The organism is Massilia sp. TSP1-1-2 (assembly GCF_049896185.1).
Classification (GTDB): Bacteria; Pseudomonadota; Gammaproteobacteria; order Burkholderiales; family Burkholderiaceae_D; genus Telluria_A.
Genome location: NZ_JAFCTU010000011.1, coordinates 103,142 through 127,498, shown reverse-complemented (window position 1 = coordinate 127,498; position 24,357 = coordinate 103,142). Strand labels below are relative to the sequence as shown.

Here is a 24,357-nt window from a genome sequence, read left to right as displayed (position 1 = left end):
ACCGCGCCCATCGTTCCCAGCGCTTCCCAAATATTTTCCATCACCAAAATCTCACGCTGGGTCAGTTCCCCCATTACGACACGGCCTCATCTGTAACCTCGTTTACAGATGAGGCCGTGTCGTAATGGGGGAACTGACCCCGGGTGGAATTTGGGTAAGTGTTGCCCAATGTCAACCAAATACAATTTATTTAATTATTGCTGAACATGCAAAACTTGTGTGAATAGATGAGGTAGCACATTCAATGTGTTTTATAAGTGTCTGATTATCGGCGTATTTTCCCTTGAGACCGCTTGAACACTGTTCGCTAAGTCCTTGACTTCATTGGCAAAATTCACATTTCGCACGTTTGAATTCGCTTGACCATAGGAATTGCTTCATCTAAAGTGGGCGACAGTGTGAAAAAGTGTCGTTTTGTGGGAGGTTTTTCAACTCCTGGCGTCAAAACAGCGCAGTCATAAAAACTCTCAAGCTAGGTACTTTCGTGTTTCAAGGCGCTTCCGCAATCAATCTCGATGCAAAAGGCAGGATGTCAATCCCCGCCAAGCATCGTGACGCGCTCGCCGTTCAGTGCGAAGGACGCCTTACGCTCACCAAGCATCCCCACGGCTGCCTGCTGTTTTTCCCGCGCCCGGTGTGGGAATCGCACCGCGAACAGATCGCCGCGTGGCCCATGTCGGCCAAGGCTTGGCAACGTATTTTCCTCGGCAATGCTTGCGATGTCGAGATGGATTCGGCCGGCCGCATCCTGATTTCCCCTGAGCTGCGCAGCGCCGTCGGCCTGACGCGCGACGTCATGCTGCTCGGTATGGGCACCCATTTCGAAATCTGGGATGCCGCCAAGCTGTCCGACAACGAGCAGGAAGCCGTCGCCGGCGGCATGCCCGATGTCCTCTCCAATTTTTCTTTCTAGGACCCGCCAATGACGAATGTGGCGGTGCCGGAGTTCCAGCATCGAACGGTGCTGCTCGATGAAGCGGTCGATGCGCTCAGCCTGGATGGCGTGCGCGCCGACGGTATCTATATAGACGGTACCTTCGGGCGCGGCGGTCACAGTCGCCTGATCCTGTCCAAGCTCGGCCCCAACGCGCGCCTGATCGCCTTCGACAAGGATTTGCAGGCGATCGCCACCGCCGCCCAGGTGGGCGACCCGCGTTTCGAGATCGTGCACGACAGTTTTGCCACCATGCGCAGCGCGCTGGCCGAGCGCGGCGTGCAGCAGGTTGACGGCATCCTGCTCGACCTGGGCATTTCCTCGCCCCAGGTCGATGACGCGGCGCGCGGCTTCAGCTTTCGCAACGACGGTCCGCTCGACATGCGCATGGATACCACGCGCGGCGTGTCGGCCGCGCAATGGCTGGCCAGTGTGCCGGAACAACAATTGGAAAAGGTGATACGCGAATATGGGGAAGAACGGTTTGCTTTTCAGATTGCAAAGGCGATTGCTGCTGGCCGGGCAGTCGAGCCAATTTCAAGCACACGACAGCTTGCCAGTCTCGTGGCGCGTGTCGTCAAGACCCGCGAGAAGGGCAAGGATCCGGCCACCCGTACCTTTCAGGCTATCCGGATTTTCATCAATAAAGAGCTTGAAGACCTGGAAACAGGCCTGAACGAAGCCTACGCCATGCTGGCGCCCGGCGCGCGCATGGTCGTGATCAGCTTTCATTCGCTGGAAGACCGCATGGTCAAGCAGTTCCTGGCCAGTAAAGCGAAGGTCGAACAGCCCGACCGCCGCCTGCCGATCCGCGCGGTCGATCTGCCGCAGCCGTTGATGAAGCTTATTTCGAAATCCAAGCCGTCCGAGCTGGAGGTTGACGCCAATCCCCGTTCGCGCTCGGCCGTGATGCGGGTCGCCGAACGCTTGGCCGGAGCGCGCTCATGAACGGCAAGATCAATATCATCCTGGCCGCCGTGCTGGTGACGTCCGCCCTGTCGCTGGTGAACGCGCAGTACGAAGCGCGCAACCTGTTCATTGAATTGGGCAAGCTCGAACATCAGGCCAAGCAGCTCGACATCGACTGGGCCCAGCTCCAGCTCGACCAGTCCACGCTGGGCAAGAACGCGCGCATCGAACAGATCGCGCGCACCGATTTGAACATGGCGCCGCTGTCGGCGGCGCGTACGCAGTATTTGACGGAAGGTGCAAAATGAAGCGCGGCGGTCATGGCGTGACAGGTTCGCGGGTCGCCGCCTCCAAAGGCGTGTCGTTCTCGAAAAGCCCGGTGCTGGCGGTCAGCCTGCCGACCTGGCGTTCGCGCGTGGTGCTGTTCGTGCTGTTTGCCTCGTTTGCGGTGCTGGCCGGGCGCGCCCTGTGGCTGCAGGGCAGTCCGGCCAACAAATTCCTGATCTCCCAGGGTAAAAATCGCTACGAGCGCACCATCGAGCTGCCGGCCACGCGCGGCAAGATCATGGACCGCAACGGCCAGGTGCTGGCGTCGTCCTTGCCGGTCAAGGCGGTGTGGGCCATTCCGGAGGACGTACTCAAGTCGTCGCCGGAAAAGCTCGCTCACCTGGCCAAGCTGCTCGAGATGAGCAATGCCGACCTGGCCAAAAAGCTCGACTCGGACCGCACCTTCGTGTATTTGAAGCGCCAGGTCGAGATGGACGTGATAGCCGAAATCAACAAGCTTGGCATCAAGGGCCTGGACACGCGCAAGGAATACAAGCGCTTCTACCCGCAGGGCGAAGTCATGACGCACCTGGTGGGCTTTACCAACGTTGAAGACGCGGGCCAGGAAAGCATGGAGCTGGCGCAGCAAAAGAATCTGGTGGGCGCAACCGGCAGCCGGCGCGTGATCAAGGATGGGCGCGGCAATATCGTCGAGGACGTGGGCCAGTCCAAGCAGCCGCACGACGGCAAGGACTTGACGCTGTCGGTCGACAGCAAGATTCAGTACATCGCTTTCTCGCAGGTCAAGGCCGCGGTTGAAAAATTCAAGGCCAAGGCGGGCGCCGCCGTGGTGCTGGACGTGAAAACGGGCGAAGTGCTGGCGCTGGCCAACTGGCCCACGTACGACCCGAACGATCGCAAGAAGCTGACCGGCGCCCAGCTGCGCAACCGCGTCATCACCGACACTTTCGAGCCCGGCTCGACCTTGAAGCCGTTTACGGTGGCGCTGGCAATGGACACCGGCCGCGTCAAGCCGACCAGCCTGATCGACACCGGCCCCGGGCGCTTCGTCATCAACGGCGCGCCGATCAACGACACCAAGCCGCACCATGTGATCAGCGTGGCGCAGATTATCGAGATGTCGTCCAATATCGGCACCTCCAAGATTGCGCTCAACATGCCCGCGCAAGAGATGTGGGAAATGTTCACGGAAGCGGGCTTCGGCCAGCAGCCAAAATTCGGCTTTCCCGGCGCGGTGGCGGGGCGTGTGCGTCCGTACAAATCGTGGCGCCCGATCGAGCAGGCCACCATGAGCTACGGGAACGGTATTTCGGTCTCGCTGCTGCAGCTGGCGCGCGGCTACCTGATCTTTGCCCGCAACGGTGACATGATTCCCCTGTCGTTCCAAAAAGTGACGGAGCCGCCGGTCGGCCAGCAGGTGATCAAGCCGCAGACGGCGCGCGATATGCGCGAAATGCTCGAGCGCGTGGTGTCCGGCAAGGACGGCACGGCCAAGCAGGCGCAGGTCGCCGGCTACCGCGTGGGCGGCAAGACCGGCACCGCGTACAAGGTTGAAAACGGCCGCTACGCGATGCCGCGCAAGTACATCGGTTCTTTCGTGGGCATGGTGCCGATGTCCAATCCGCGCTTCATCATCGCCGTCATGATCGACGAGCCGGGCACGCGCGAGCACTTCGGCGGCCAGGTGGCAGCGCCTACTTTTGCCGCAGTGGCGTCGAACGCGCTGCGCGCACTGAACGTGCCGCCCGATTCCACCGTCACCCAAATCGTCGGGACCGACGACGCCGAGGAGGTAATGTGATGATGCCGGCAGCGCACATGCACGACATCTGCAGCTGGATCGCAGCCAATGCCCCGGGCGGCAAGCTGGCGTCCGACTCGCGCCGCATCAAGGCCGGCGACGTGTTTTTTGCCTATCCGGGCGACACCGCCGACGGGCGCGCCTTCATCGCGCGCGCCATTGCGCAGGGCGCTGCCGCCGTGCTGTTCGACGGGCGTGACTTTGCCTGGGACGCGGCGTGGAACGTGCCGCACTTGGCCGTGGCCGACCTGAAAAAAAACGCCGGCCCCATCGCTCACGCCTGCAACGGCATGCCCGACGCCGCCATGTTTACCGTGGGCCTGACCGGCACCAACGGCAAGACGTCTTGCGCGGTGTGGCTGGGCCAGGCCTTTGCGCGCCTGGGCGAAACGGCCGCCGTCATCGGCACGCTTGGCGTGGGCATGTTCAAGGGCCGTGGCGAAGTTGACTACGACGTTACCGGCTACACCACGCCGGACGCGGTACTGCTGGCTGAAAAGCTGGCGCAAGTACGCGAAGCGGGCGCCACGGCACTGGCGATTGAGGTAAGCTCCATCGGCCTTGAACAAGAACGTACTTCAGGCATGCATTTCGATGTGGCGATCTTCACCAACCTGACGCGCGACCACCTTGATTATCACGGTGACATGGAAAGCTACGAAGCAGCCAAAACCCGGCTGTTCGAGTGGCCAGGATTAAAAACAGCAGTGCTCAACCTCGACGACCCGGCAGGCATGCGCCTGGTCAACCACCTCACAACCCGCTTTGGCAGTGCGCTGCCCCTGATCGGCTACACCTTGCGCGATGTTGCGGCCCAGCCCGATATCGATGGCGTGGCGATGCTGCGCGCCTCACAATTCAAGAGCCGTCACGCGGGCACCGATTTCCACCTCGAATCGCCTTTTGGCGGCGCCAGCGTCAAGACCCACCTGGTCGGTCATTTCAATGTTTCCAACGCGCTGGCCGTGCTGGGCGCGCTGCTGGCCAAAGGCGTCGTGCTGCGCAGCGCGCTCGATGCGATCGAGGCCTTGACGCCGGCCCCGGGCCGCATGCAGCAGGTCGGCGGCCAGGATGCGCCGATGGTTGTCATCGACTACGCCCACACGCCGGACGCGCTGGAAAAAACGCTGGGCGCCTTGCGCCAGGTGGCGCGCGAGCGCGGCGGGGCGCTGTGGTGCGTGTTCGGCTGCGGCGGCGACCGCGATCCGGGCAAGCGGCCGCAAATGGGCGCCATTGCGCAGGTGGCCGAGCACGTGCTGGTCACCAGCGACAATCCGCGCAGCGAAGAGCCGGGCGCCATCATCGCCCAGATCGTCGCGGGCATGGATGCGAGCCACGCCGGCTCCACCATCCAGGCCATCGAAGACCGCGCCGCGGCGATTCTGTCGGCCATCAAGCACGCGGCCAAGGCTGACGTGATCCTGCTGGCCGGTAAAGGCCACGAGCCGTACCAGGAAATCAAGGGCCGCAAAATGCCGTTCTCGGACGCCGACCACGCGGCGCTGGCCCTGGCCGCGCGCGCCACCATGATGAGGACGCACTGATGCGCGGCTCGCTGGCACAACTGGCACGATCCATCCCCGGCGCCGCCGTGACGGGCGACGCTGCGTTTGACAGCGTATCGACGGACAGCCGCAGCGCCGGCGTCGGCGCGCTGTTCGTCGCGCTGCGCGGCGAGAACTTCGACGCGCATGACTTCCTGGCGCAGGTCGCCGCCAAGGGCGTGGCGGCGGTGGTGGCTGAAGAACTGCCTCCAGGCTGGACCCTGCCCGCGCTGATCGTACCGGATACCCTGGCCGCGCTGGGCCACATCGCCCACGCCTGGCGCGCGCAGTTTGCCATTCCCGTGATTGGCGTCACAGGCAGCAACGGCAAGACCACGGTCAAGGAAATGGTCGCCGCCGTGTTGGCCGCAGCCTTTGGCGAACCGGCGCGCCTGGCCACGCGCGGCAACCTGAATAATGAAATTGGCGTGCCGCTCACGCTGATGCGCCTGGACGCCGCGCACAAAGCGGCCGTGATTGAACTGGGCATGAACCATCCGGGCGAAATCGCGCGCCTGACCGCCATCGCGGCGCCCGGCATTGCACTGGTCAACAACGCGCAGCGCGAGCACCAGGAATTCATGCACACCGTGCAAGCGGTGGCGCAGGAAAACGGCGCGGTGCTGGCCGGCCTGCCGCCTGAGGGCGTGGCCGTGTTCCCGGGCGACGACACCTATACGCCGCTGTGGCACGACCTGGCCGCCGGACGGCGCACGATCACCTTTGGCCTGGACGCCTCGTGCGGCGTAACCTGCACCCACCACGCCACCGCATTTGGCAGCGACCTGCTGGTCGTCGTGCGCGAAGCGGGCGAGGATGCGCGCCAGTTCCCGGTGCGCCTGGCCGCCGCCGGCATGCACAATGTGCGCAACGCGCTGGCCGCGATTGCCTGCTGCGTGGCCGCCGGCGTGGCCGACGAAGACATCGAGCGCGGCCTGGCCGCGTTCGCGCCCGTTAGCGGCCGCCTGCAAAAAAAGAGCGCGGCGTGCGGCGCCACCGTCATTGACGACACCTACAATGCCAACCCGGATTCGGTACGCGCCGCGGTCGACGTGCTTGCGCAGTCATCCTTGCCGCATATCCTGGTGCTGGGCGACATGGGCGAAGTCGGCACCCAGGGCCAGCAGTTCCACGAAGAGATCGCCGCCTACGCGGCCAGCTGCGGCATCGCCGAAGTCTTTGTCACCGGGGACCTGACGCGCCACATGGTCGCCCTTGGTGCCCGCCATTTTGAACAGTTTGACGATTTACTGGCCGCACTCGACGCACGCCTTGGCAGCAATTGCGACGCGACGGTGCTGGTGAAGGGCTCGCGCTTCATGCAAATGGAACGCGTGGTCCAGCACCTTCTGGGCCTGGACAACACTAGCAACATTGGCAACACTAGCAACATTAGCAAGGAAACTCACTGACATGCTACTCTGGCTCGCACAATATTTTCAGCAGGACTTGGGTCCGCTGCGCGTCTTTAACTTCATCACCTTTCGCGCGGTGTTCGCCACCATCACGGCGGTGCTGATCGGCCTGTTCGCAGGCCCTGCGGTCATCCGCAAGCTGGTCCAGCTCAAGGTTGGCCAGGCCGTGCGCCTGGACGGCCCGCAAACGCACCTGAAAAAACATGGCACGCCAACCATGGGCGGGGTGCTGATTCTGATCGCCATTGGCGTGTCCACGCTGCTGTGGTGCGACCTGTCGAATCGCCTGATCTGGCCGGTGCTGGTCGTCACGCTCGGTTTCGGCGCCGTCGGCTGGGCCGACGACTACCGCAAGGTGGTCTACCAGGACCCGAACGGCATGCGCTCGGGCGAAAAATACTTCTGGATGTCCCTGATCGGCGTCGCCGCGGCACTGTACCTGGCGTTCTCGGTGTCCGCGCCCACGCCGGCCAAGGTGTGGGAGTTGTTCTTCGCGTGGGTGCAGTCCGGCTTTGCCATGAACCTGCCGCCAAAAGCCGACTTGATCGTGCCGTTCGTGAAAACCATCAGCTATCCGCTGGGCGTGTGGGGTTTCATCGCGCTGACCTATTGCGTCATTGTCGGCACCAGCAACGCGGTCAACATCACCGACGGCCTCGATGGCCTGGCCATCATGCCCACCGTGATGGTCGGCTCGGCCCTTGGCCTGTTCGCCTACCTGACCGGCAGCGCCAAGTATTCCGGCTACCTGTTCATTCCGCATATTGAAGGCGCGGGCGAACTGCTGATCTTTTGCGGCGCGATGGCTGGCGCCGGCCTGGCCTTCCTGTGGTTTAACGCGCATCCGGCCCAGATGTTCATGGGCGACGTGGGCGCGCTCGCGCTTGGCGGCGCGCTCGGCACCATCGCCGTCATCGTGCGCCAGGAGATCGTCCTGTTCATCATGGGCGGCGTGTTCGTCGCCGAGACGGTGTCGGTGATGATCCAGGTGGTCGTCTTCAAGATCACTAAGAAGCGCACCGGCGTTGGCCGCCGCGTGTTCCTGATGGCGCCCTTGCATCACCATTTTGAACAAAAAGGCTGGAAGGAGACGCAGGTTGTCGTGCGTTTCTGGATCATCACCATGATGCTGGTGTTAGTTGGCCTGTCAACCCTGAAGCTGCGCTGACCGATGAACTACGACGGCAAACACGCACTGGTACTGGGGCTCGGGGAAACCGGGCTCGCAATGGCGCAATGGCTGGCCCGCTGCGGCGCGCGCGTGCGCGTTGCCGACACGCGTGAAGAGCCGCAGCGCCTGCAAGCGTTGCGCGACGCCGTCCCCGGTGTTGAATTTGTCGGCGCGCCCTTCAATATTGCGCTGCTCGACACCATCGATTTTGTCGCCGTCAGCCCGGGCTTGATGCCTGAGCGCGAACTGGCCGAGATCGGGCCGGAGGCGGGCGTACGCAGCATCCCGCTCTGGAGCGAGATCGAACTGTTCGCCCAGGCGCTCGCCGCGCTCAAGGTGGAACGCGGCTATGCGCCAAAGATCATCGCGATCACTGGCACCAATGGCAAGACCACCGTCACCAGCCTGACTGGTTTGTTGTGCGAGCGCGCCGGCTTGCGCACGCGCGTGGCAGGCAATATCAGCCCGGCGGCGCTCGACGTGCTGCGCGAAGTGCTGGACGCCGCGGTCGATGGCGAGCCGCTGCCGCAGGCATGGATCCTCGAGCTGTCGAGCTTCCAGTTGCACGCAACCTTCAGCCTGCAAGCCGATGCCGCGACGGTGCTCAACCTGTCGCAGGACCATCTCGACTGGCATGGCGACATGGCTGCCTATGGCGCGGACAAAGCGCGCATCTTCGGCGCCAATACGGTGCGCGTGCTCAATCGCGACGACCAGGCTGTGATGCAGATGGCGTCCGCCACCGGCAACAACGTCACCTTCGGGACCAACGAACCGGATGCCGCCGGAAGCTTCGGCCTGCAAAGCGAGCGCGGCGTGCTGTGGCTGGCCGTGGCGCTCGCCGGCGAGGAAAGCGAAAAGAAGCGCAAGAAAAATGAAGCGCCTGAAGTCGTGCCAAGCACGATCAGCCGCCTGATGCCGGCCGACGCGTTGCGCATCCGCGGTCTGCATAATGCTGCCAACGCGCTGGCCGCGCTGGCCCTGTGCCGCGCCATCGGCCTGCCGTTCGCGCCGCTGCTGCACGGCCTGCGCGACTACCATGGCGAGCCGCACCGCGTGGAGCTGGTGGCCGCCATTGAAGGCATCGACTACTACGACGACAGCAAGGGCACCAATGTCGGCGCCACCGTGGCCGCCTTGAACGGCCTGGGCAAGGCTTTTGCCGGAGCGCAGTCGGGTGGGCAGTCGGGTACCACCCAGCGCATCGTGCTGATCGCCGGCGGCGACGGCAAGGGCCAGGATTTTTCGCCGCTGGCCGAGCCGTGCTCGCGCTACGTGCGCGCCATTGTGCTGATCGGGCGCGACGCACCCAAGCTGCGCGCTGCCATTGAAGAGGCGGGCGTCGACATGTTCGACTGCGCCACGCTGCCTGAAGCAGTCGAAAAGGCCGCGTCGCTGGCCTTGACGGGCGACGCCGTGCTGCTCTCGCCCGCCTGCGCCAGCATGGACATGTTCACCAACTACGCGCACCGCGCGCAAGTGTTTTGCGGCGCCGTGCGCGAACTGGCGCTGGCAAAGGGACAGGACATCTGATGGCGCTCCAGATTCCATTCAAATTTAGCGGCTCGTCAAAGGATGCTTTGACCAGCTCCCGCGCGCGCGCCTCAAAAATGATGGAATACGACCAGCCGCTGGTCTGGATCACGCTGCTCATGATGTTGTTCGGGCTGGTGATGGTCTATTCGGCCTCGATCGCGCTGCCCGATTCGCCGAAATACGCCAACTACAAGCACGTCTATTTCCTGCAAAAGCAAGCCATGTTCATCGGGATTTCGGTGCTGGCCGGCCTGTTTGTCTTCCGCATCCGCATCGAGGTATGGCAAAAATATTCGTCGATGATGTTTGTCGGCTCCCTGGTCCTGCTGGCCCTGGTGCTGGTGCCGGGCGTGGGCGTATCGGTCAACGGCGCCACGCGCTGGCTCAACCTGATCGTGTTCAAGCTGCAGCCGTCCGAGATCATGAAGATCGCCGCCGTCCTGTACGCGGCCGATTACACCGTGCGCAAGCAGGAATACATGCACAAGCTGACCAAGGGCTTTTTGCCCATGGCCGGCGCGATCGGCCTGGTGGGCCTGATGCTGCTGCTCGAACCGGACTTGGGCGCCTTTGGCGTGATCGTCTGCATCGCCATGGGCATCCTGTTCCTGGGCGGGATCAATATCATCTGGTTCGGCGGCATTACGGGTCTTCTCGGGGTGATATTCGGAATGATCATCTGGCTCTCGCCGTTTCGGCGCGCGCGCATGTTCGCTTACCTGAACCCTTGGGACGAAGCCAATTCGCTCGACAAGGCCTATCAGCTGACACATTCGCTGATCGCTTTTGGCCGCGGCGAATTTTTTGGCGTGGGCCTGGGCGCCAGCGTCGAAAAGCTGCACTACCTGCCGGAAGCGCACACCGACTTCATCATGGCCGTGATCGGTGAAGAACTGGGCCTGGCCGGCGTGCTGGTCGTCATCGCCCTGTTCTACTGGCTCGTCAAGCGCGCTTTCGACATCGGGCGCCAAGCCATCGCGATTGACCAGGTGTTCGCCGGCCTGGCGGCCAAGGGCATCGGCATCTGGATCGGTGTGCAGACCTTTATCAACATGGGTGTCAACCTGGGCCTGCTGCCGACCAAGGGCTTGACGCTGCCCTTGATGAGCTATGGCGGCTCCGGAGTACTGTTCAATTGCGTCGGTCTGGCGATCTTGCTGCGCATCGATTATGAAAACCGCGTCCTGATGCGGGGAGGGCGCGCATGAAGCGACTGATGATCATGGCGGCCGGAACCGGCGGGCATATTTTTCCGGGCATTGCGATTGCGCGCACCATGCAGGCGCGCGGCTGGGAAGTCAGCTGGCTAGGTACCGCCCACGGCATGGAGCAGGATCTGGTGCCCAAAGCGGGCATCGCGATCGACACCATCGACTTCCAGGGCATGCGCGGCAAAGGCTTGCAACATACCTTGCGGGGCGCCTTCAAGCTGACTGCCAGTTTTGTCACCTGCCTGCGCTACCTGCGCCAGCGCAAGCCGGATGTAGTGCTGGGCATGGGCGGTTATGTCTGCGTGCCGGGCGGGATGATGGCGCGCCTGCGCCGCGTGCCGCTGGTGCTGGTCAACGCCGACGCCGCGCTGCTGCTGTCAAACAAAACTCTCACGCCGCTGGCGCAGCGCGTGCTGTTCGGATTTCCGGCAGATTTTGGCCGCGCCGCCGGCAAGGCCATGGTCACCGGCAATCCTGTGCGCCAGGAAATCCTGGACATGGCGCCGCCGCGTGCGCGTTTTGAAGGGCGCACTGGCGCGCTGCGCATCCTGGTGGTGGGCGGCAGCCTGGGCGCCAAGATCCTCAACGACAGCATTCCCGCCGCGCTGGCGCTGCTGCCGCGAGCTGCGCGCCCGCACGTCACGCACCAGTCGGGCAAAAAAAACATCGATGCGTTGCGCGCGTCGTACGCCGAGGCCAGCGTCGCGGCGGACGTGGTGGACTTCATCGACGACATGGCCGCAGCCTATGCCAAGGCGGATCTGGTGATCTGCCGCGCGGGCGCCATCACCGTGTCGGAACTGACCGCCGCCGGCGTGGCCAGCGTGCTGGTGCCGTTCGTGGCCACCACCACCAGCCACCAGCGCGACAACGCCACCTGGATGGCATCGCAAAAGGCGGCCATCCACGTGCCGCAAGGTGAATTGAGCGCGGCCAGCATGGCCACGCTGCTGGCGTCGCTCGAGCGCGCCACCTGTCTGGACATGGCCGAGGCGGCACTGGCCGTGGGCAAGCGCAACGCCAATGAAGCAATTGCAGCAGTACTCGAAGTATTGGCGGGATCGCCGGCAGGATCGTTGAATAAGACTGAAACCAAGACATGAAACATAAAATCAAGAATATCCATTTCGTCGGCATCGGCGGCAGCGGCATGAGCGGCATTGCCGAAGTGCTGGTCAACCTGGGCTACACCGTGTCCGGCTCGGACTTGGGCAGCAATGCCGCCACCCAGCGCCTCGAAAGCCTGGGCGCGCGCGTATTGCTTGGCCACGCGGCCGCCAACGTCGACGGCGCCGATGTCGTGGTCACTTCGACTGCGGTCAAGGATGACAATCCGGAAGTGGTGGCCGCGCGCGCCCACAAAACGCCTATCGTGCCGCGCGCGATCATGCTCGGTGAATTGATGCGCCTTAAACGCGGCATCGCCATCGCCGGCACACATGGCAAGACCACCACCACCAGCCTGGTGGCGTCGGTGCTGGCGCAAGGCGGGCTCGATCCGACTTTCGTCATCGGCGGACGTCTGACCAGCGCCGGCGCCAACGCCAAGCTGGGCACGGGCGACTACATCGTGGCCGAAGCGGACGAATCGGACGCGTCGTTCCTGAACCTGTCCCCAATGATCGAAGTCATCACCAACATCGATGCCGATCACATGGAAACCTATGAGCACGATTTCGAAAAGCTCAAGCAGGCTTTTGTCCACTTCACGCACCGCCTGCCGTTTTATGGCCGGGTGATGCTGTGCATCGACGACGAGCATGTGCGCGCCATCATCCCGCATGTCACCAAGCCGATCACGACCTACGGTTTTTCCGCAGAAGCCGAAGTGCGCGCCGTCAATGCGCGCGCCATCGGCCTGCAGATGCATTTCACCGTGATCCAGGACGGCTATTCGGACACCGACTTCGTGCTCAACCAGCCCGGCCTGCACAATGTGCAAAACGCCTGCTCGGCAATTGCCATTGCGCGCGAAATCGGGGTCGAGGACAGCGCCACCCAGCAAGGCCTTGAGCAGTTTTCGGGCGTGGGCCGCCGCTTTACGCGCTACGGCGACATCGCCATTGCCAAGGGCGGCGCCTTTACGCTGGTCGACGACTTTGGCCACCACCCGATCGAGACCGAAGTCACGCTGGCCGCCGCGCGCGCCGCGTACCCGGGCCGTCGCCTGGTGCTCGCTTTCCAGCCGCACCGCTACAGCCGCACGCGCGACCTGTTCGAGGACTTCGTCAAAGTGCTCGGCAAAGCCGACGTGCTGGTGCTGGCCGAAGTCTACGCCGCCGGCGAAGCGCCGGTGCGCGCGGCCGACGGCCGTTCGCTGGCGCATGCGCTGCGCGTGAACGGCAAGGTCGAACCTATTTTTGTCGAAGCCATTGCCGACATGCCGGCCACCATCATGGACCTGGTGCAGGACGGCGACGTCGTCATTACCATGGGCGCCGGCTCGATCAGCGGCGTGCCGGCCAAACTGACTTCTTTTACGGAGGCTTGAACGTGAGCGCATTTCCAACCATCGATGTGAAAGCACTGGGCAAGGTCGGCGTGCTGTTTGGCGGGCGTTCAGCCGAGCGCGATGTGTCGATCATGTCCGGCAGCGGCGTGCTGGCCGCCTTGCAGTCCAAGGGCGTTGACGCGCATGCCTTCGATCCGGGGCAGCGCAGCATTGCCGAACTGGCCGCTGAAAAGTTTGACCGCGTGTTCATTGCGCTGCACGGGCGCTTTGGCGAAGACGGCAGCTTGCAAGGTGCGCTCGAGCAGCTCAACATTCCATACACCGGCAGCGGCGTCATGGCCTGCGCGATCGGCATGGACAAGATCTACACCAAGATGATCTGGCTGATGAAAGGCTTGCCAACGCCGCGCTACGCTTCGCTGACAGAGACGACCGACTTGGCTGCCGTGGTGGCCGACCTGGGCCTGCCGCTGATCGTCAAGCCGCCGCACGAAGGCTCGACCATCGGCATTACCAAGGTGCGCGCAGCGGACGAACTGAAAGCGGCCTATGAACTGGCAGCGGGCTTTGACGACATTGTGCTGGCCGAGGAATTTGTCACCGGACGCGAATTTACCGTCGCCGTTTTGGGCCGTGGTGTCAACGCGCGCGCGCTGCCGATCGTTGAGATCGTCGCTCCCGATGGCAACTACGATTACCAGAACAAGTACTTCAACGACGACACCGAGTATTTTTGCCCGGCCGTGCTTGACGCCGCCACCAACGCCGAAATGGGGCGCCTGGCCGTGGAAGCGTTCCGCGCCCTCGACTGCGAGGGCTGGGGCCGGGTCGACATCCTGCTGCGCGAGCGCGACAACAAGCCTTTCCTGATCGAGGTCAACACATCGCCCGGCATGACGGGTCATTCGCTGGTGCCGATGGCGGCGCGCGCGACCGGCATGAGCTACGAAGATTTGTGCGTGGAGATCGTCGCTTCCGCGCGTTTAAAGTTGACCAAACCGAGCAAGCTGACCAAGGAATGAGTAACTGATGTGGCATGACGTCCGAGCATTGAATGCAATCGCCAGCGCCCTGGTGGCCGCGGTGGTTCTGGCCTTCATTGGCTCAGGCGTGTGGTGGGTCTCGCAGCGCCCGATGTTTACGCTGCGCGCAGTGACGGTCGAGAGCATGTTCGGCAGGGAGTTGCAGCACGTGAACAAGCTGACCTTGCGTAACGGCGTGGTCGGTCGCATCAAGGGAAATTTTTTCACGGCCAATCTGGAGCAGGTGCGGGTCGCGTTTGAATCGGTGCCGTGGGTACGCAAGGCAACCGTGCGGCGCGAATGGCCAGACCAGTTGATTGTGGAAGTTGACGAGCACGAGGCGCTCGGCACCTGGGGCGAAGATGGGCGCCTGTTGTCGGTCAAGGGCGATGTGTTTACCGCTAATTTGGCCGAGGCGGACGAGGATCGCGAACTGCCGGCGCTCGATGGGCCGGAGGGCAGCGAAAAGGAAGTGCTGGCGCGGTTTGCAGAATTGCGGGCGTGGTTTGCGCCGCTGCACCTGGCGCCTGGCAAATTGAGCTTGTCGAGTCGCTATGCGTGGACCGTCATGCTTGATAACGGGATGAGCGTGGCGCTGGGGCGCGAGCAGGACAAGACGACGTTGAAGAAGAGGGTGGACCGGCTGGTGAATATTTATCCCCAACTGGCGGCGCTGCTGCCGGACGGGATCCAGACGATCGACATGCGGTACCCGAATGGCCTGGCGCTCAGTTCCGCCGGCCTGACGATTCCGCAGGATGCAAGCAAGCCTGTTGGCGTGAGCAAGAGCGCCACAGTGAAAAAAGTAATCAAATCAACCCGCGTTAAAACAAAGTTACGGTAGGCGACAGCAAAATGACAAAAGACGCGAAAAATCTGATCGTCGGCCTCGATATCGGCACCTCGAAAGTGGTGGCGGTGGTGGCCGAAGTGATGTCCGACGGACGCCACGAAGTGATCGGACTCGGTCAGCATGAATCGAGGGGCCTGAAAAAAGGCGTCGTCGTCAATATCGAGGCGACCGTCGAGTCGATCCAGCGCGCGCTCGAAGAAGCCGAGCTGATGGCCGACTGCAAGATCCGCAATGTCTACGCAGGCATCGCCGGCAGCCATATCCGCTCGTTCAATTCGAGCGGCATGGTCGCCATCAAGGACAAGGAAGTGACCAGCACCGACGTGGCGCGCGTGATCGAAACTGCCAAGGCCGTCAACATCCCGACCGACCAGCAGTTGCTGCATACGGTGCCGCAGGAATTCATCGTCGACAGCCAGGAAGACGTGCGCGAGCCGATCGGCATGAGCGGCATCCGCCTTGAAGTGCGCGTGCACATCGTCACCGGCGCGGTGTCGGCGGTGCAAAACATCGTCAAGTGCGTGCGCCGCTGCGGCCTGGAAGTGTCGGACCTGATCTTGCAGCCGATGGCCTCGGCCGACGCGGTGCTGACGGCCGACGAAAAGGAACTGGGCGTGGTCTTGATCGACATTGGCGGGGGCACCACCGACATCGCCGTGTTTTCGGACGGCGCGATCCGCCATACGGCGGTTATTCCGATCGCCGGCGACCAGATCACCAATGACATTGCGATGGCGCTGCGCACGCCGACTTCGGAAGCCGAAGAAATCAAGATCCGCTACGGCGTGGCCAAGCAGGTGCTGGCCGACCCGCACGAGTCGCTCGAAGTGCCGGGCCTGGGCGACCGCGGTCCGCGCAATTTGTCGCGCCAGGCGCTCGCTGCTGTCATCGAGCCGCGCGTGGAAGAGCTTTTTGCGATGGTGCACCAGGTCGTGCGCGAGTCCGGCTACGAGGGCGTGCTCTCGTCGGGCATCGTGCTCACCGGCGGCACTGCGATCATGCCGGGCATGGTCGAAATGGCGGAAGACATATTTTTGAAGCCGGCGCGCCTTGGCACGCCGGATTACCGCGGCCAGCTGGCCGACGTTGTACGCAGTCCGCGCTATGCCACTGTGCTCGGCCTGTTGCTGGAAGCAAAAAAACAGTATTTGCGGGGCCACATCGTGACACGGCAGGACGGCTCGGTGAAGGCGGTGTGGCAGCGTATGAAGGAATGGTTTTTAGGGAATTTTTAAGTCTCTTGCAGTGGAAGAGAATCCAATTTTTATTAATATTCACCCCGCAGTTTTCAATCTCCAGGTTTCATATGACTATGAGTCCTGGCGCTTGGAAACCGCACTTTGATTAGGAGTTACATCATGGAGTTTGATATGGTCGATAACGCAGCACTCGGTACCGTCATCAAAGTCGTCGGCGTCGGCGGAGCAGGCGGCAACGCGGTACAGCACATGATCAACAAAGGCGTGTCCGGCGTTGAGTTTATTGCAGCGAACACGGATGCGCAGGCGCTGGCCGTCTCGTCCGCGCACAACATCATCCAGATCGGCGAGTCGGGCCTGGGCGCCGGCATGAAGCCGACCGTCGGGCGCGCCCTGGCCGAAGAGTCGCGCGGGCGCATCGAAGACGCATTGCGCGGCGCGCACATGGTCTTTATTGCAGCGGGCATGGGCGGCGGCACCGGTACCGGCGCCGCACCCATCGTTGCTGAAATCGCCAAGTCGATGGGCGCGCTGACGGTGGCCGTGGTTTCCAAGCCGTTCTCGTACGAAGGCCAGAAGTGCATGGACATCGCCGAGAGCGGCCTTGAGGAACTGTCGCAGCACGTCGACTCATTGATCATCATCCTGAACGAAAAACTGGAAGAGATCTACGAAGACGAAAGCATGATCGACTGGATGAAGCATGCCGACGATGTGCTCAACAACGCCGTTGCCGGTATCGCCGAGATCATCAATGTGCCCGGTCACATCAACGTCGACTTCAATGACGTGAAAACCATCATGGGCGAGCAGGGCAAGGCCATGATGGGCACCGCGACGGCGTCCGGCGTGGACCGCGCGCGTATCGCCGCCGAGCAGGCAGTCGCTTCGCCGCTGCTCGATGGGATCGACCTGTCGGGCGCGCGCGGCGTGCTGGTCAACGTGACCGCAAGCCGTGGCCTGAAGGGTAAGGAGATTAAGGAAGTCATGGCTGCAGTGCGCGCATTCGCCGCGCCCGATGCATCGATCGCGCAAGGTATCGCGTACGACGACAGCATGGGCGACGACATCCGCGTGACGGTGGTGGCCACCGGCCTGGGCAAAGCCAAGAAGGCGATGCAGCTGGTGCAAACGCCGATGCTGCGCACGGGTACCCACAACGGGCCGATGATGGCGTCCGGCGCGGGCGGTGTTGCATCGCAGGGCGTGACGATGGGCGCGGCCTCCGGTCTTGGAAATGGCATCGATGGCATGAAGCAGCCGGCCGTGTGGCGCCGCGAGCAGGCATCCGAGCAGGTGCAGGCGATGCAGAGGAATGGCGTTGAGACCTACGACATTCCGGCATTCCTGCGCAAGCAGGCTGACTAATCAGTTTGCTTGGTAAAACAAGAACCGGGGCTTGCCCCGGTTTTTTTACGTCGCGTGGAGGCGCGGTAGCGCAATTTTTCCGTCCGGTGCAAGAACGTCAAGCTTCAGGCATACTATTCGTCCGATAAACTTCCCCACTCAGGAGCCTCCCATGACTATCAAAATCGGCGATCACCTTCCCGAAGGCACCCTTTCAGAATTCGTAGAAACCGAAACCGCCGGCTGCTCGCTCGGCCCGAACAACTTTCAGGTGGCCGATATCGCCAAGGGCAAGAAGATCGCCATCTTCGGCCTGCCAGGCGCCTACACGCCGACCTGCTCGGCGCAGCACGTGCCAGGCTACGTCAAGCACGCCGAACAATTCAAGGCGGCCGGCGTCGATGAAATCTGGTGCATCTCGGTCAATGACGCATTCGTCATGGGCGCCTGGGGCCGCGACCAGAAGTCGACCGGCATCGTGCGCATGATGGCCGACGGTAACGCCGCCTACAGCAAGGCGCTGGGCCTGGATGCTGATTTTTCCAAGTTCGGCATGGGCACGCGCTCGCAGCGCTACTCGATGCTGGTGGAAGACGGCGTTGTCAAGCAGTTGAACGTGGAGCAGGGCGGCGGCTTTGAAGTATCGAACGCCGAGACCATGCTCAAGCAGCTGGCGTAAGTACCCCGACACCACGTGGTCCTCGCGCAGGCGGGGACGACGTGGATTTGGGCCACTGCTTCTCCAATGTCGCGCCCCCCAGTCATGATCATCATCCAAGAATCCCCCAACCAGCCCGACATCATCGCCCTGCTGAACGCCACCGCAGCCGGTCTCGCCGGCCTGAAACTCGACACCGGCATCAGCCAGCCCGAAGCCATCGGCCTGTATCAGCGCGCCCCGCTCTCGCTCTTCATGGAACGGCCTCTGTGACACGCAGGCGCGGCAATCTGCGCAGCATCTACGCAATGCTGCTGGCGGTCGCCCTTTTTTCGCTGATGGACACGGTCATGAAGCTGCTGACCGTGCATTACCCCGCCATGCAGGTGGCCGCGCTGCGCGCCCTGTGCTCGCTGCCGCTGGTGCTGGCCTACATCGGCTGGCGCGGCGCCTTCCGTGGCATGTTCAAGGTGCGCTGGCCGCTGCATCTGCTGCGCGCCGTGCTGGGTGTGGCGATGCTGTCGCTGTTCGCCTTCGGTCTCAAGAAGCTCTCGCTGGCCGAGGCCTACACCATCTTTTTCATCGCACCAGCCCTGATCACGGCCTTGTCCGTCGTGTTCCTGAAAGAGCGCGTCAACGCAGCGCGCTGGACTGCGATTGGCGTGGGCCTGGTGGGCGTGATCGTGGTGCTGCGCCCCACCGGCGAAGGCATGCTGACGCTGGGCGGCCTGGCGATCCTGGGGGCGGCAGCGTTTTATGCCGTCTCGAGCATTGCCGGCAGCATCCTCGGGCGCACCGACAGCGGCGAACACATGGTGCTGTGGCTGATGATCCTGATGTCGGTGGGCGCTTGCGCGCTGGCCGCGCCAAGCTGGGTGCCGATCCGCTCAAGCGAGATGCTGCTGCTGTGCGCCCTTTCAGTGACCGGTTTCCTGGGCCAGCTGGCCATTACGGAAGCCTTCAACAAGGGTGAAGCGTCGAGCATTGCGCCGCTCGAATACTCGGCCCTGGCATGGGGCGTGGGCCTGGATTGGCTGCTGTGGCAAACGCTGCCCGACCGCTTCACCCTACTCGGCGCGGCCATCATCATCGCCAGCGGCGTGTACCTGATCGGCCACGAACACCACCACGCAACGGCCGAGCATCCTTAGCAGAGCCGGGGGCGTCCTGGTTTCAAGTCCGATATAATCGGCGGATGCTTAAACAACGAACCCTCAAACAACAGGTGCGCACGACCGGTGTCGGCCTGCACTCCGGCACCAAGGTCGAACTGACGCTGCGCCCTGCAGCAGCGGACACCGGCATCGTCTTTCGCCGCGTCGACCTCAATCCCGTGGTGGAGTTTCCCGCCAGCGCCGGCGTGGTCGGCGACACCCGCATGGCCTCGGTGCTGATCGCCGGCGGCGCGCGCGTGTCCACAGTCGAACACCTGATGTCGGCCTGCGCCGGCCTTGGCATCGACAACCTGTATGTGGACGTCTCGGCCGAAGAAATCCCCATCATGGACGGTTCGGCCTCGTCCTTCGTATACCTGCTGCAGCAGGCCGGCGTGCAGGAACAGGAAGCGGCCAAAAAATTCATCCGCGTGCTGAAAGACGTTGAAGTGCGCCAAGGCACGGGCAACAATGAAAAGTGGGCGCGCCTGTCGCCCCATGAAGGCTTCAAGCTCGATTTTTTCATTGAATTCAATCATCCGGCGGTGGACGGGACCACCCAGCGCGCGCTGGTCGACTTTGGCGACGTCTCGTACGTGCACGATGTGGCGCGCGCCCGCACCTTCGGCTTCATGCAGGATGTGGAAAGCTTGCGCGGCATGGGCCTGGCGCGCGGCGGCTCGCTTGAAAACGCGATCGTCATGGACGAATACCGCATTCTCAATTCGGATGGCTTGCGCTACGAAGACGAATTCGTGCGCCATAAAATCCTTGACGCCATTGGCGACCTGTATTTGGTGGGCCATCCGCTGCTGGCCAGCTACCACGCGCACAAGTCGGGCCACGGCTTGAACAACCTGTTGCTGCTGGAGTTGCTCAAGGATCCGGCCAGCTACGAAATCGTCTCGTTTGCCAAGCCAGGCAGTGCGCCGCCGTCGTACGTGGCGCAGATGGCCCGTGAATGGGCGCTTACTTAACGCCAGCGCCGGTTTGAAGTGAGGGGTGTCGCGTGTCGCGTGTCGCGCCTAGCGCCGGCGCGCCGCCATCGCCTTTAGCGCCGCGATCAGGCCGGCATTCTGGCTCGTGGGGGCCAGGGTATCGCCCAATTCGTCAAAGGCACTGATTGCCGTTTGCGGCAGCACCAGCTGGCGCGTGTGCACCACGGGCGCGATGCTGCGCGTGACCTGCACCTTAAGCTTGATGCCGTCGATCTTCCAGCCCTTATGGTGCAGCGCCGTCTGCAGCTTGGGCAACTGCTGCTTCAGCTTGGCCGCCACCGCCGAACTGGGCGTCGCCAGCACCAGCTGCGCTTGCTCGAAAGAGAGCACGTCGCAATTGGAAAACATGGGCGGCAGCGCCTCGGCGCAATCGGTTTGCAGGCTGGCCATGCGCATGGCGGTTGGCAACAATGCCGCCATCTTGTCGTTTTGACGCAGAAACGCCGTGACCTCCAGTGAGGTTTTGCGCGTTTTTGTGCCGTAGATGTGCATGCGGAATTGGCTTGAAGAAGTTATTGCGTGAGGGCGACAGGTTATCACAGGCAAGAGCGGCAGGGTCAGTCTGGTGGCCTGCAGGCGCGCGCGTAAACGGCGCTGTTTAACAAAACTTGAAACCATGTCCACTTGTTATCGGACGCGATATCCCCATTTGGGCATGGTTCGCATGATAAAATCACAGTCTTTTTGCCATAGTCGGTCGCACGGCGATATCTTTTTGATACCATCGCGACTTCTTTTTGCGGCGTTTTTTTCAAGAATTCAAGCATGTCATTACTGACCCAGATTTTCGGTAGCCGCAACCAGCGGCTGCTCAAGCAATACCAAAAAACGGTACGTGAGATCAGTGCTCTCGAGCCGCAGATCGAAAAATTGACCGATGCCCAGCTCCAGGCCAAGACGCCGGAATTCAAGGCGCGCATCGCCAAAGGCGAAACGCTTGACGCCCTGCTGCCGGAAGCTTTTGCGGTCTGCCGCGAAGCTGCGCGGCGCGTGCTCAAGATGCGCCATTTCGATGTGCAGATGATCGGCGGCATGGTCCTTCATTACGGCAAGATCGCCGAAATGGGCACGGGCGAGGGTAAGACGCTGATGGCAACGCTGCCGACCTACCTCAATGCGCTGTCCGGCAAGGGCGTGCACGTCATTACCGTCAACGATTACCTGGCGCAGCGCGACGCCGAGTGGATGGGCCGCCTGTACAGCTGGCTGGGCCTCACTACCGGCGTGAACCTGTCGCAGATGGATCACGACGTCAAGCAGGCCGCGTATGCCGCTGACATCACCTACGGCACCAACAATGAATTCGGTTTCGACTACCTGCGCGACAACATGGTCTACGAGGCGAGCGAGCGCGTCCAGCGCACGCTGAGCTTTGCCGTCGTCGATGAAGTCGACTCGATCCTGATCGATGAAGCCCGTACGCCCTTGATCATTTCAGGCCAGGCCGAGAGCCATACCGATCTGTACCACAAGATCAATGAACTGCCCGGCATGCTGACCATGCAGATCGGCGAAGAAACGCCGGACGGCAAGGGCGTCATTTCGGTCCCTGGCGACTACACCAAGGATGAAAAAGCGCACACCGTGCTGCTGACCGAAGCCGGCCACGAGAACGCCGAAGCGATCCTCACCAAGATGGGCCTGCTACCCGAAGGCGCCTCGCTGTATGACGCCGCCAACATCACGCTGATCCACCATCTGTATGCTGCCTTGCGCGCTCACGCGCTGTATTCCAAGGACACGCATTACGTGGTGCAGAATAATGAAGTCGTCATCGTCGACGAATTCACCGGCCGCCTGATGACCGGTCGCCGCTGGTCCGACGGCCTGCACCAGGCGGTTGAAGCAAAAGAAGGCGTGCGCATCCAGAACGAGAACCAGACGCTCGCGTCGATCACGTTCCAGAACTACTTCCGCATGTACACCAAGCTGTCCGGCATGACCGGTACCGCCGACACCGAAGCTTACGAATTCCAGGAAATCTACGGCCTCGAGACCGTCGTGATTCCGCCCAACCGTCCATCCCAGCGCAAAGACCGCCAGGACCAGGTGTACAAGTCGTCGGCCGAGAAGTACAACGCCATGCTGATCGACATTCGCGACTGCTACGAGCGCGGCCAGCCGGTGCTGGTCGGTACAACCTCGATTGAAAACTCCGAGATGCTGTCGGACATCCTGACCAAGGCCAGCCTCGAACACAACGTCCTGAACGCCAAGCAGCACGCGCGCGAAGCGGAAATCATCGCGCAGGCGGGCCGCCCGAAGATGATCACCATCGCCACCAACATGGCCGGTCGCGGTACCGACATTGTCCTGGGCGGCAATGTCGAAAAACAAATCCAGCTGGTGGAAGCCAATCCGGATTTATCGGACGCCGACAAGGCAGCGCAAGCTGAAAAGCTGCGTTCTGAGTGGAAGTCGCTCAACGAACACGTGGTCGGCGCGGGCGGGCTGCACATCGTGGGCACCGAGCGCCACGAATCGCGCCGGGTAGACAACCAGTTGCGTGGCCGTTCGGGGCGCCAGGGCGACCCGGGTTCGTCGCGCTTTTACCTCTCGCTCGACGACGCGCTGCTGCGCATCTTCGCGGGCGACCGCGTGCGCGCCATCATGGACCGCCTCAAGATGCCTGAGGGCGAGCCGATCGAAGCGGGCATCGTCTCGCGCTCGATCGAGTCGGCCCAGCGCAAGGTGGAAGCGCGCAACTTCGACATTCGCAAGCAGCTGCTCGAGTACGACGACGTCGCCAACGACCAGCGCAAGGTGATCTACACCCAGCGTAACGAACTGCTTGAGACGACCGATATTTCGGAGCTGATCGCGTCGCTGCGCGCCGGCGTGTTCCACGATACCGTGCGCGCCTTCGTGCCGCCAGAATCGGTCGAAGAACAATGGGATATCGCGGGCCTGCAAAAAGTGCTGGCCGACGAATGGCAGCTCGACGTGCCGCTCGCGGCCATGCTGGCCGCCGACGCCAGCCTGACCGACGACGATATCGTCGCGAAGGTCACGACGGCGGCGGACGCCTCGTACAACAGCAAGATCGAGATCGTCGGCAAGGAAGCGTTCGGCGGCTTCGAGCGCAACGTCATGCTGCAAAGCGTCGACAGCCACTGGCGCGAGCACCTGGCCGCGCTCGACCATCTGCGCCAGGGTATCCACCTGCGCGGCTACGCGCAAAAAAATCCGAAGCAGGAATACAAGCGCGAAGCGTTCGAGTTGTTCGGCTCCATGCTCGACATGATCAAGAACGAAGTGAGCAAGCAGATCATGCTGGTGCGGATCCAGTCGCGCGAGGAGATCGACGCGGCCGAAGCGGCCATGCAGCAATTGCACGTCGAGAACGTCAGCTACCAGCACGCGGACTTCAATCCCGATGCCGCGCCCGAAGAGTTGCTCGCGCCCGGCGCCGGCATGGCGCGCCAGTCGGTGGAGGAAGACTACGCACCGAAGGTTGGCCGCAACGATCCATGCCCTTGCGGCAGCGGCAAGAAGTTCAAGGCTTGCCACGGCAAGCTCGCTTAAGGCAGCGGCTTTACGCGAAAAAAGGCGGAACGCGAGTTCCGCCTTTTTTTTCGTGGCCAGATGGTGCCAGGTGCAAAGCCGGCTGAAAATGCGCAACTGCGCAACTGCGCAGCACAGTCACATCGTCCTCGCGCACGCGGGGACCCATAGAACTGACGAGTCACGTTCCCCTTGAATCGATCCGGTTCCTATAACGATATGATTTGAAAGGAATGATTGGCATCCGTTCTATAGGTCCCCGCGTGCGCGAGGACGATGTTGCTTAGGTTTTCGGGCTCCCACATGTTACAGTTTTTGGGGAACCAATTGGTCCTGATGCGTTTTGCAACACCCTCGAACC

Annotated in this window: 21 protein-coding genes; 20 read left to right on the top strand and 1 reads right to left on the bottom strand. The window is 62.4% G+C overall.

Going from position 1 to position 24,357, the window contains the following annotated elements:
* The first annotated feature begins 484 nt into the window (after positions 1 to 484).
* From mraZ to lpxC, 19 genes are all read left to right on the top strand, one after another.
* Positions 485 to 913 carry a division/cell wall cluster transcriptional repressor MraZ gene (mraZ, locus tag ACP7BV_RS11925; RefSeq protein WP_426104036.1) on the top strand — a complete coding sequence of 143 codons (429 nt, stop codon included), beginning with the start codon at positions 485 to 487 and terminating at the stop codon, positions 911 to 913.
* 9 nt (positions 914 to 922) lie between these two features.
* Positions 923 to 1,882, top strand: a complete 960-nt coding sequence (gene rsmH, locus ACP7BV_RS11920; protein WP_426104035.1) for a 16S rRNA (cytosine(1402)-N(4))-methyltransferase RsmH — start codon at positions 923 to 925, stop codon at positions 1,880 to 1,882.
* On the top strand, positions 1,879 to 2,151 hold the full coding sequence (ftsL, locus tag ACP7BV_RS11915) for a cell division protein FtsL (protein ID WP_426104034.1): 273 nt from the start codon (positions 1,879 to 1,881) through the stop codon (positions 2,149 to 2,151). Before rsmH ends, ftsL begins: the two co-directional genes overlap by 4 nt.
* A complete protein-coding gene (locus ACP7BV_RS11910; RefSeq protein ID WP_426104033.1) occupies positions 2,148 to 3,932 on the top strand; it encodes a peptidoglycan D,D-transpeptidase FtsI family protein in 1,785 nt (594 codons plus the stop codon). The genes ftsL and ACP7BV_RS11910 overlap by 4 nt, the downstream gene beginning before the upstream one ends.
* A complete protein-coding gene (locus ACP7BV_RS11905) occupies positions 3,932 to 5,476 on the top strand; it encodes a UDP-N-acetylmuramoyl-L-alanyl-D-glutamate--2,6-diaminopimelate ligase (RefSeq protein WP_426104112.1) in 1,545 nt (514 codons plus the stop codon). The genes ACP7BV_RS11910 and ACP7BV_RS11905 overlap by 1 nt, the downstream gene beginning before the upstream one ends.
* Positions 5,476 to 6,888, top strand: a complete 1,413-nt coding sequence (locus tag ACP7BV_RS11900) for a UDP-N-acetylmuramoyl-tripeptide--D-alanyl-D-alanine ligase (protein WP_426104032.1) — start codon at positions 5,476 to 5,478, stop codon at positions 6,886 to 6,888. The genes ACP7BV_RS11905 and ACP7BV_RS11900 overlap by 1 nt, the downstream gene beginning before the upstream one ends.
* 1 nt (position 6,889) lies before the next feature.
* Positions 6,890 to 8,059: a phospho-N-acetylmuramoyl-pentapeptide-transferase gene (gene mraY / locus ACP7BV_RS11895; RefSeq protein ID WP_426104031.1), complete on the top strand. Its 1,170-nt coding sequence runs from the start codon at positions 6,890 to 6,892 to the stop codon at positions 8,057 to 8,059.
* 3 nt (positions 8,060 to 8,062) lie between these two features.
* Positions 8,063 to 9,595 (top strand): UDP-N-acetylmuramoyl-L-alanine--D-glutamate ligase, encoded by a 1,533-nt coding sequence (murD, locus tag ACP7BV_RS11890; protein ID WP_426104030.1) that lies wholly within the window; start codon positions 8,063 to 8,065, stop codon positions 9,593 to 9,595.
* Positions 9,595 to 10,806 (top strand): putative lipid II flippase FtsW, encoded by a 1,212-nt coding sequence (ftsW, locus tag ACP7BV_RS11885; RefSeq protein ID WP_426104029.1) that lies wholly within the window; start codon positions 9,595 to 9,597, stop codon positions 10,804 to 10,806. Before murD ends, ftsW begins: the two co-directional genes overlap by 1 nt.
* The gene (murG, locus tag ACP7BV_RS11880) at positions 10,803 to 11,912 is read left to right on the top strand and encodes an undecaprenyldiphospho-muramoylpentapeptide beta-N-acetylglucosaminyltransferase (protein WP_426104028.1); all 1,110 of its coding nucleotides are present in this window, start codon (positions 10,803 to 10,805) and stop codon (positions 11,910 to 11,912) included. Before ftsW ends, murG begins: the two co-directional genes overlap by 4 nt.
* The gene (gene murC / locus ACP7BV_RS11875; RefSeq protein ID WP_426104027.1) at positions 11,909 to 13,300 is read left to right on the top strand and encodes a UDP-N-acetylmuramate--L-alanine ligase; all 1,392 of its coding nucleotides are present in this window, start codon (positions 11,909 to 11,911) and stop codon (positions 13,298 to 13,300) included. Before murG ends, murC begins: the two co-directional genes overlap by 4 nt.
* On the top strand, positions 13,297 to 14,283 hold the full coding sequence (locus ACP7BV_RS11870) for a D-alanine--D-alanine ligase (RefSeq protein WP_426104026.1): 987 nt from the start codon (positions 13,297 to 13,299) through the stop codon (positions 14,281 to 14,283). Before murC ends, ACP7BV_RS11870 begins: the two co-directional genes overlap by 4 nt.
* Before the next feature lie 7 nt (positions 14,284 to 14,290).
* Complete coding sequence (locus tag ACP7BV_RS11865) at positions 14,291 to 15,127, top strand: cell division protein FtsQ/DivIB (RefSeq protein ID WP_426104025.1); 837 nt, start codon at positions 14,291 to 14,293, stop codon at positions 15,125 to 15,127.
* 11 nt (positions 15,128 to 15,138) lie between these two features.
* A complete protein-coding gene (gene ftsA, locus ACP7BV_RS11860) occupies positions 15,139 to 16,371 on the top strand; it encodes a cell division protein FtsA (RefSeq protein WP_426104024.1) in 1,233 nt (410 codons plus the stop codon).
* A gap of 123 nt (positions 16,372 to 16,494) precedes the next feature.
* On the top strand, positions 16,495 to 17,703 hold the full coding sequence (gene ftsZ / locus ACP7BV_RS11855) for a cell division protein FtsZ (protein WP_426104023.1): 1,209 nt from the start codon (positions 16,495 to 16,497) through the stop codon (positions 17,701 to 17,703).
* A 151-nt stretch (positions 17,704 to 17,854) separates the two neighbouring features.
* Positions 17,855 to 18,361, top strand: a complete 507-nt coding sequence (locus tag ACP7BV_RS11850; RefSeq protein WP_426104022.1) for a peroxiredoxin — start codon at positions 17,855 to 17,857, stop codon at positions 18,359 to 18,361.
* Between the two features lie 84 nt (positions 18,362 to 18,445).
* The gene (locus ACP7BV_RS11845; RefSeq protein WP_426104021.1) at positions 18,446 to 18,613 is read left to right on the top strand and encodes a hypothetical protein; all 168 of its coding nucleotides are present in this window, start codon (positions 18,446 to 18,448) and stop codon (positions 18,611 to 18,613) included.
* 35 nt (positions 18,614 to 18,648) lie between these two features.
* Positions 18,649 to 19,491, top strand: a complete 843-nt coding sequence (locus ACP7BV_RS11840) for a DMT family transporter (protein ID WP_426104111.1) — start codon at positions 18,649 to 18,651, stop codon at positions 19,489 to 19,491.
* Between the two features lie 44 nt (positions 19,492 to 19,535).
* Complete coding sequence (lpxC, locus tag ACP7BV_RS11835; protein WP_426104020.1) at positions 19,536 to 20,471, top strand: UDP-3-O-acyl-N-acetylglucosamine deacetylase; 936 nt, start codon at positions 19,536 to 19,538, stop codon at positions 20,469 to 20,471.
* A gap of 48 nt (positions 20,472 to 20,519) precedes the next feature.
* Here the strand turns inward: lpxC and ACP7BV_RS11830 are convergent, their stop codons facing one another.
* The gene (locus tag ACP7BV_RS11830; RefSeq protein WP_426104019.1) at positions 20,520 to 20,984 is read right to left on the bottom strand and encodes a DciA family protein; all 465 of its coding nucleotides are present in this window, start codon (positions 20,982 to 20,984) and stop codon (positions 20,520 to 20,522) included.
* 273 nt (positions 20,985 to 21,257) lie between these two features.
* Here ACP7BV_RS11830 and secA point away from each other — a divergent pair, with 273 nt between their 5' ends.
* The gene (gene secA, locus ACP7BV_RS11825) at positions 21,258 to 24,017 is read left to right on the top strand and encodes a preprotein translocase subunit SecA (RefSeq protein ID WP_426104018.1); all 2,760 of its coding nucleotides are present in this window, start codon (positions 21,258 to 21,260) and stop codon (positions 24,015 to 24,017) included.
* The last annotated feature ends 340 nt before the right edge of the window (positions 24,018 to 24,357 follow it).

Excerpts from the sequence above, each read along its gene's own strand:
- rsmH (WP_426104035.1), top strand. The coding sequence starts at position 923 with ATGACGAATGTGGCGGTGCCGGAGTTCCAGCATCGAACGGTGCTGCTC.
- ftsL (WP_426104034.1), top strand. The coding sequence starts at position 1,879 with ATGAACGGCAAGATCAATATCATCCTGGCCGCCGTGCTGGTGACGTCC.
- ACP7BV_RS11910 (WP_426104033.1), top strand. The coding sequence starts at position 2,148 with ATGAAGCGCGGCGGTCATGGCGTGACAGGTTCGCGGGTCGCCGCCTCC.
- ACP7BV_RS11905 (WP_426104112.1), top strand. The coding sequence starts at position 3,932 with ATGATGCCGGCAGCGCACATGCACGACATCTGCAGCTGGATCGCAGCC.
- ACP7BV_RS11900 (WP_426104032.1), top strand. The coding sequence starts at position 5,476 with ATGCGCGGCTCGCTGGCACAACTGGCACGATCCATCCCCGGCGCCGCC.
- mraY (WP_426104031.1), top strand. The coding sequence starts at position 6,890 with ATGCTACTCTGGCTCGCACAATATTTTCAGCAGGACTTGGGTCCGCTG.
- murD (WP_426104030.1), top strand. The coding sequence starts at position 8,063 with ATGAACTACGACGGCAAACACGCACTGGTACTGGGGCTCGGGGAAACC.
- ftsW (WP_426104029.1), top strand. The coding sequence starts at position 9,595 with ATGGCGCTCCAGATTCCATTCAAATTTAGCGGCTCGTCAAAGGATGCT.
- murG (WP_426104028.1), top strand. The coding sequence starts at position 10,803 with ATGAAGCGACTGATGATCATGGCGGCCGGAACCGGCGGGCATATTTTT.
- murC (WP_426104027.1), top strand. The coding sequence starts at position 11,909 with ATGAAACATAAAATCAAGAATATCCATTTCGTCGGCATCGGCGGCAGC.
- ACP7BV_RS11865 (WP_426104025.1), top strand. The coding sequence starts at position 14,291 with ATGTGGCATGACGTCCGAGCATTGAATGCAATCGCCAGCGCCCTGGTG.
- ftsA (WP_426104024.1), top strand. The coding sequence starts at position 15,139 with ATGACAAAAGACGCGAAAAATCTGATCGTCGGCCTCGATATCGGCACC.
- ftsZ (WP_426104023.1), top strand. The coding sequence starts at position 16,495 with ATGGAGTTTGATATGGTCGATAACGCAGCACTCGGTACCGTCATCAAA.
- ACP7BV_RS11850 (WP_426104022.1), top strand. The coding sequence starts at position 17,855 with ATGACTATCAAAATCGGCGATCACCTTCCCGAAGGCACCCTTTCAGAA.
- ACP7BV_RS11845 (WP_426104021.1), top strand. The coding sequence starts at position 18,446 with ATGATCATCATCCAAGAATCCCCCAACCAGCCCGACATCATCGCCCTG.
- ACP7BV_RS11840 (WP_426104111.1), top strand. The coding sequence starts at position 18,649 with ATGCTGCTGGCGGTCGCCCTTTTTTCGCTGATGGACACGGTCATGAAG.
- lpxC (WP_426104020.1), top strand. The coding sequence starts at position 19,536 with ATGCTTAAACAACGAACCCTCAAACAACAGGTGCGCACGACCGGTGTC.
- ACP7BV_RS11830 (WP_426104019.1), bottom strand. The coding sequence starts at position 20,984 with ATGCACATCTACGGCACAAAAACGCGCAAAACCTCACTGGAGGTCACG.
- secA (WP_426104018.1), top strand. The coding sequence starts at position 21,258 with ATGTCATTACTGACCCAGATTTTCGGTAGCCGCAACCAGCGGCTGCTC.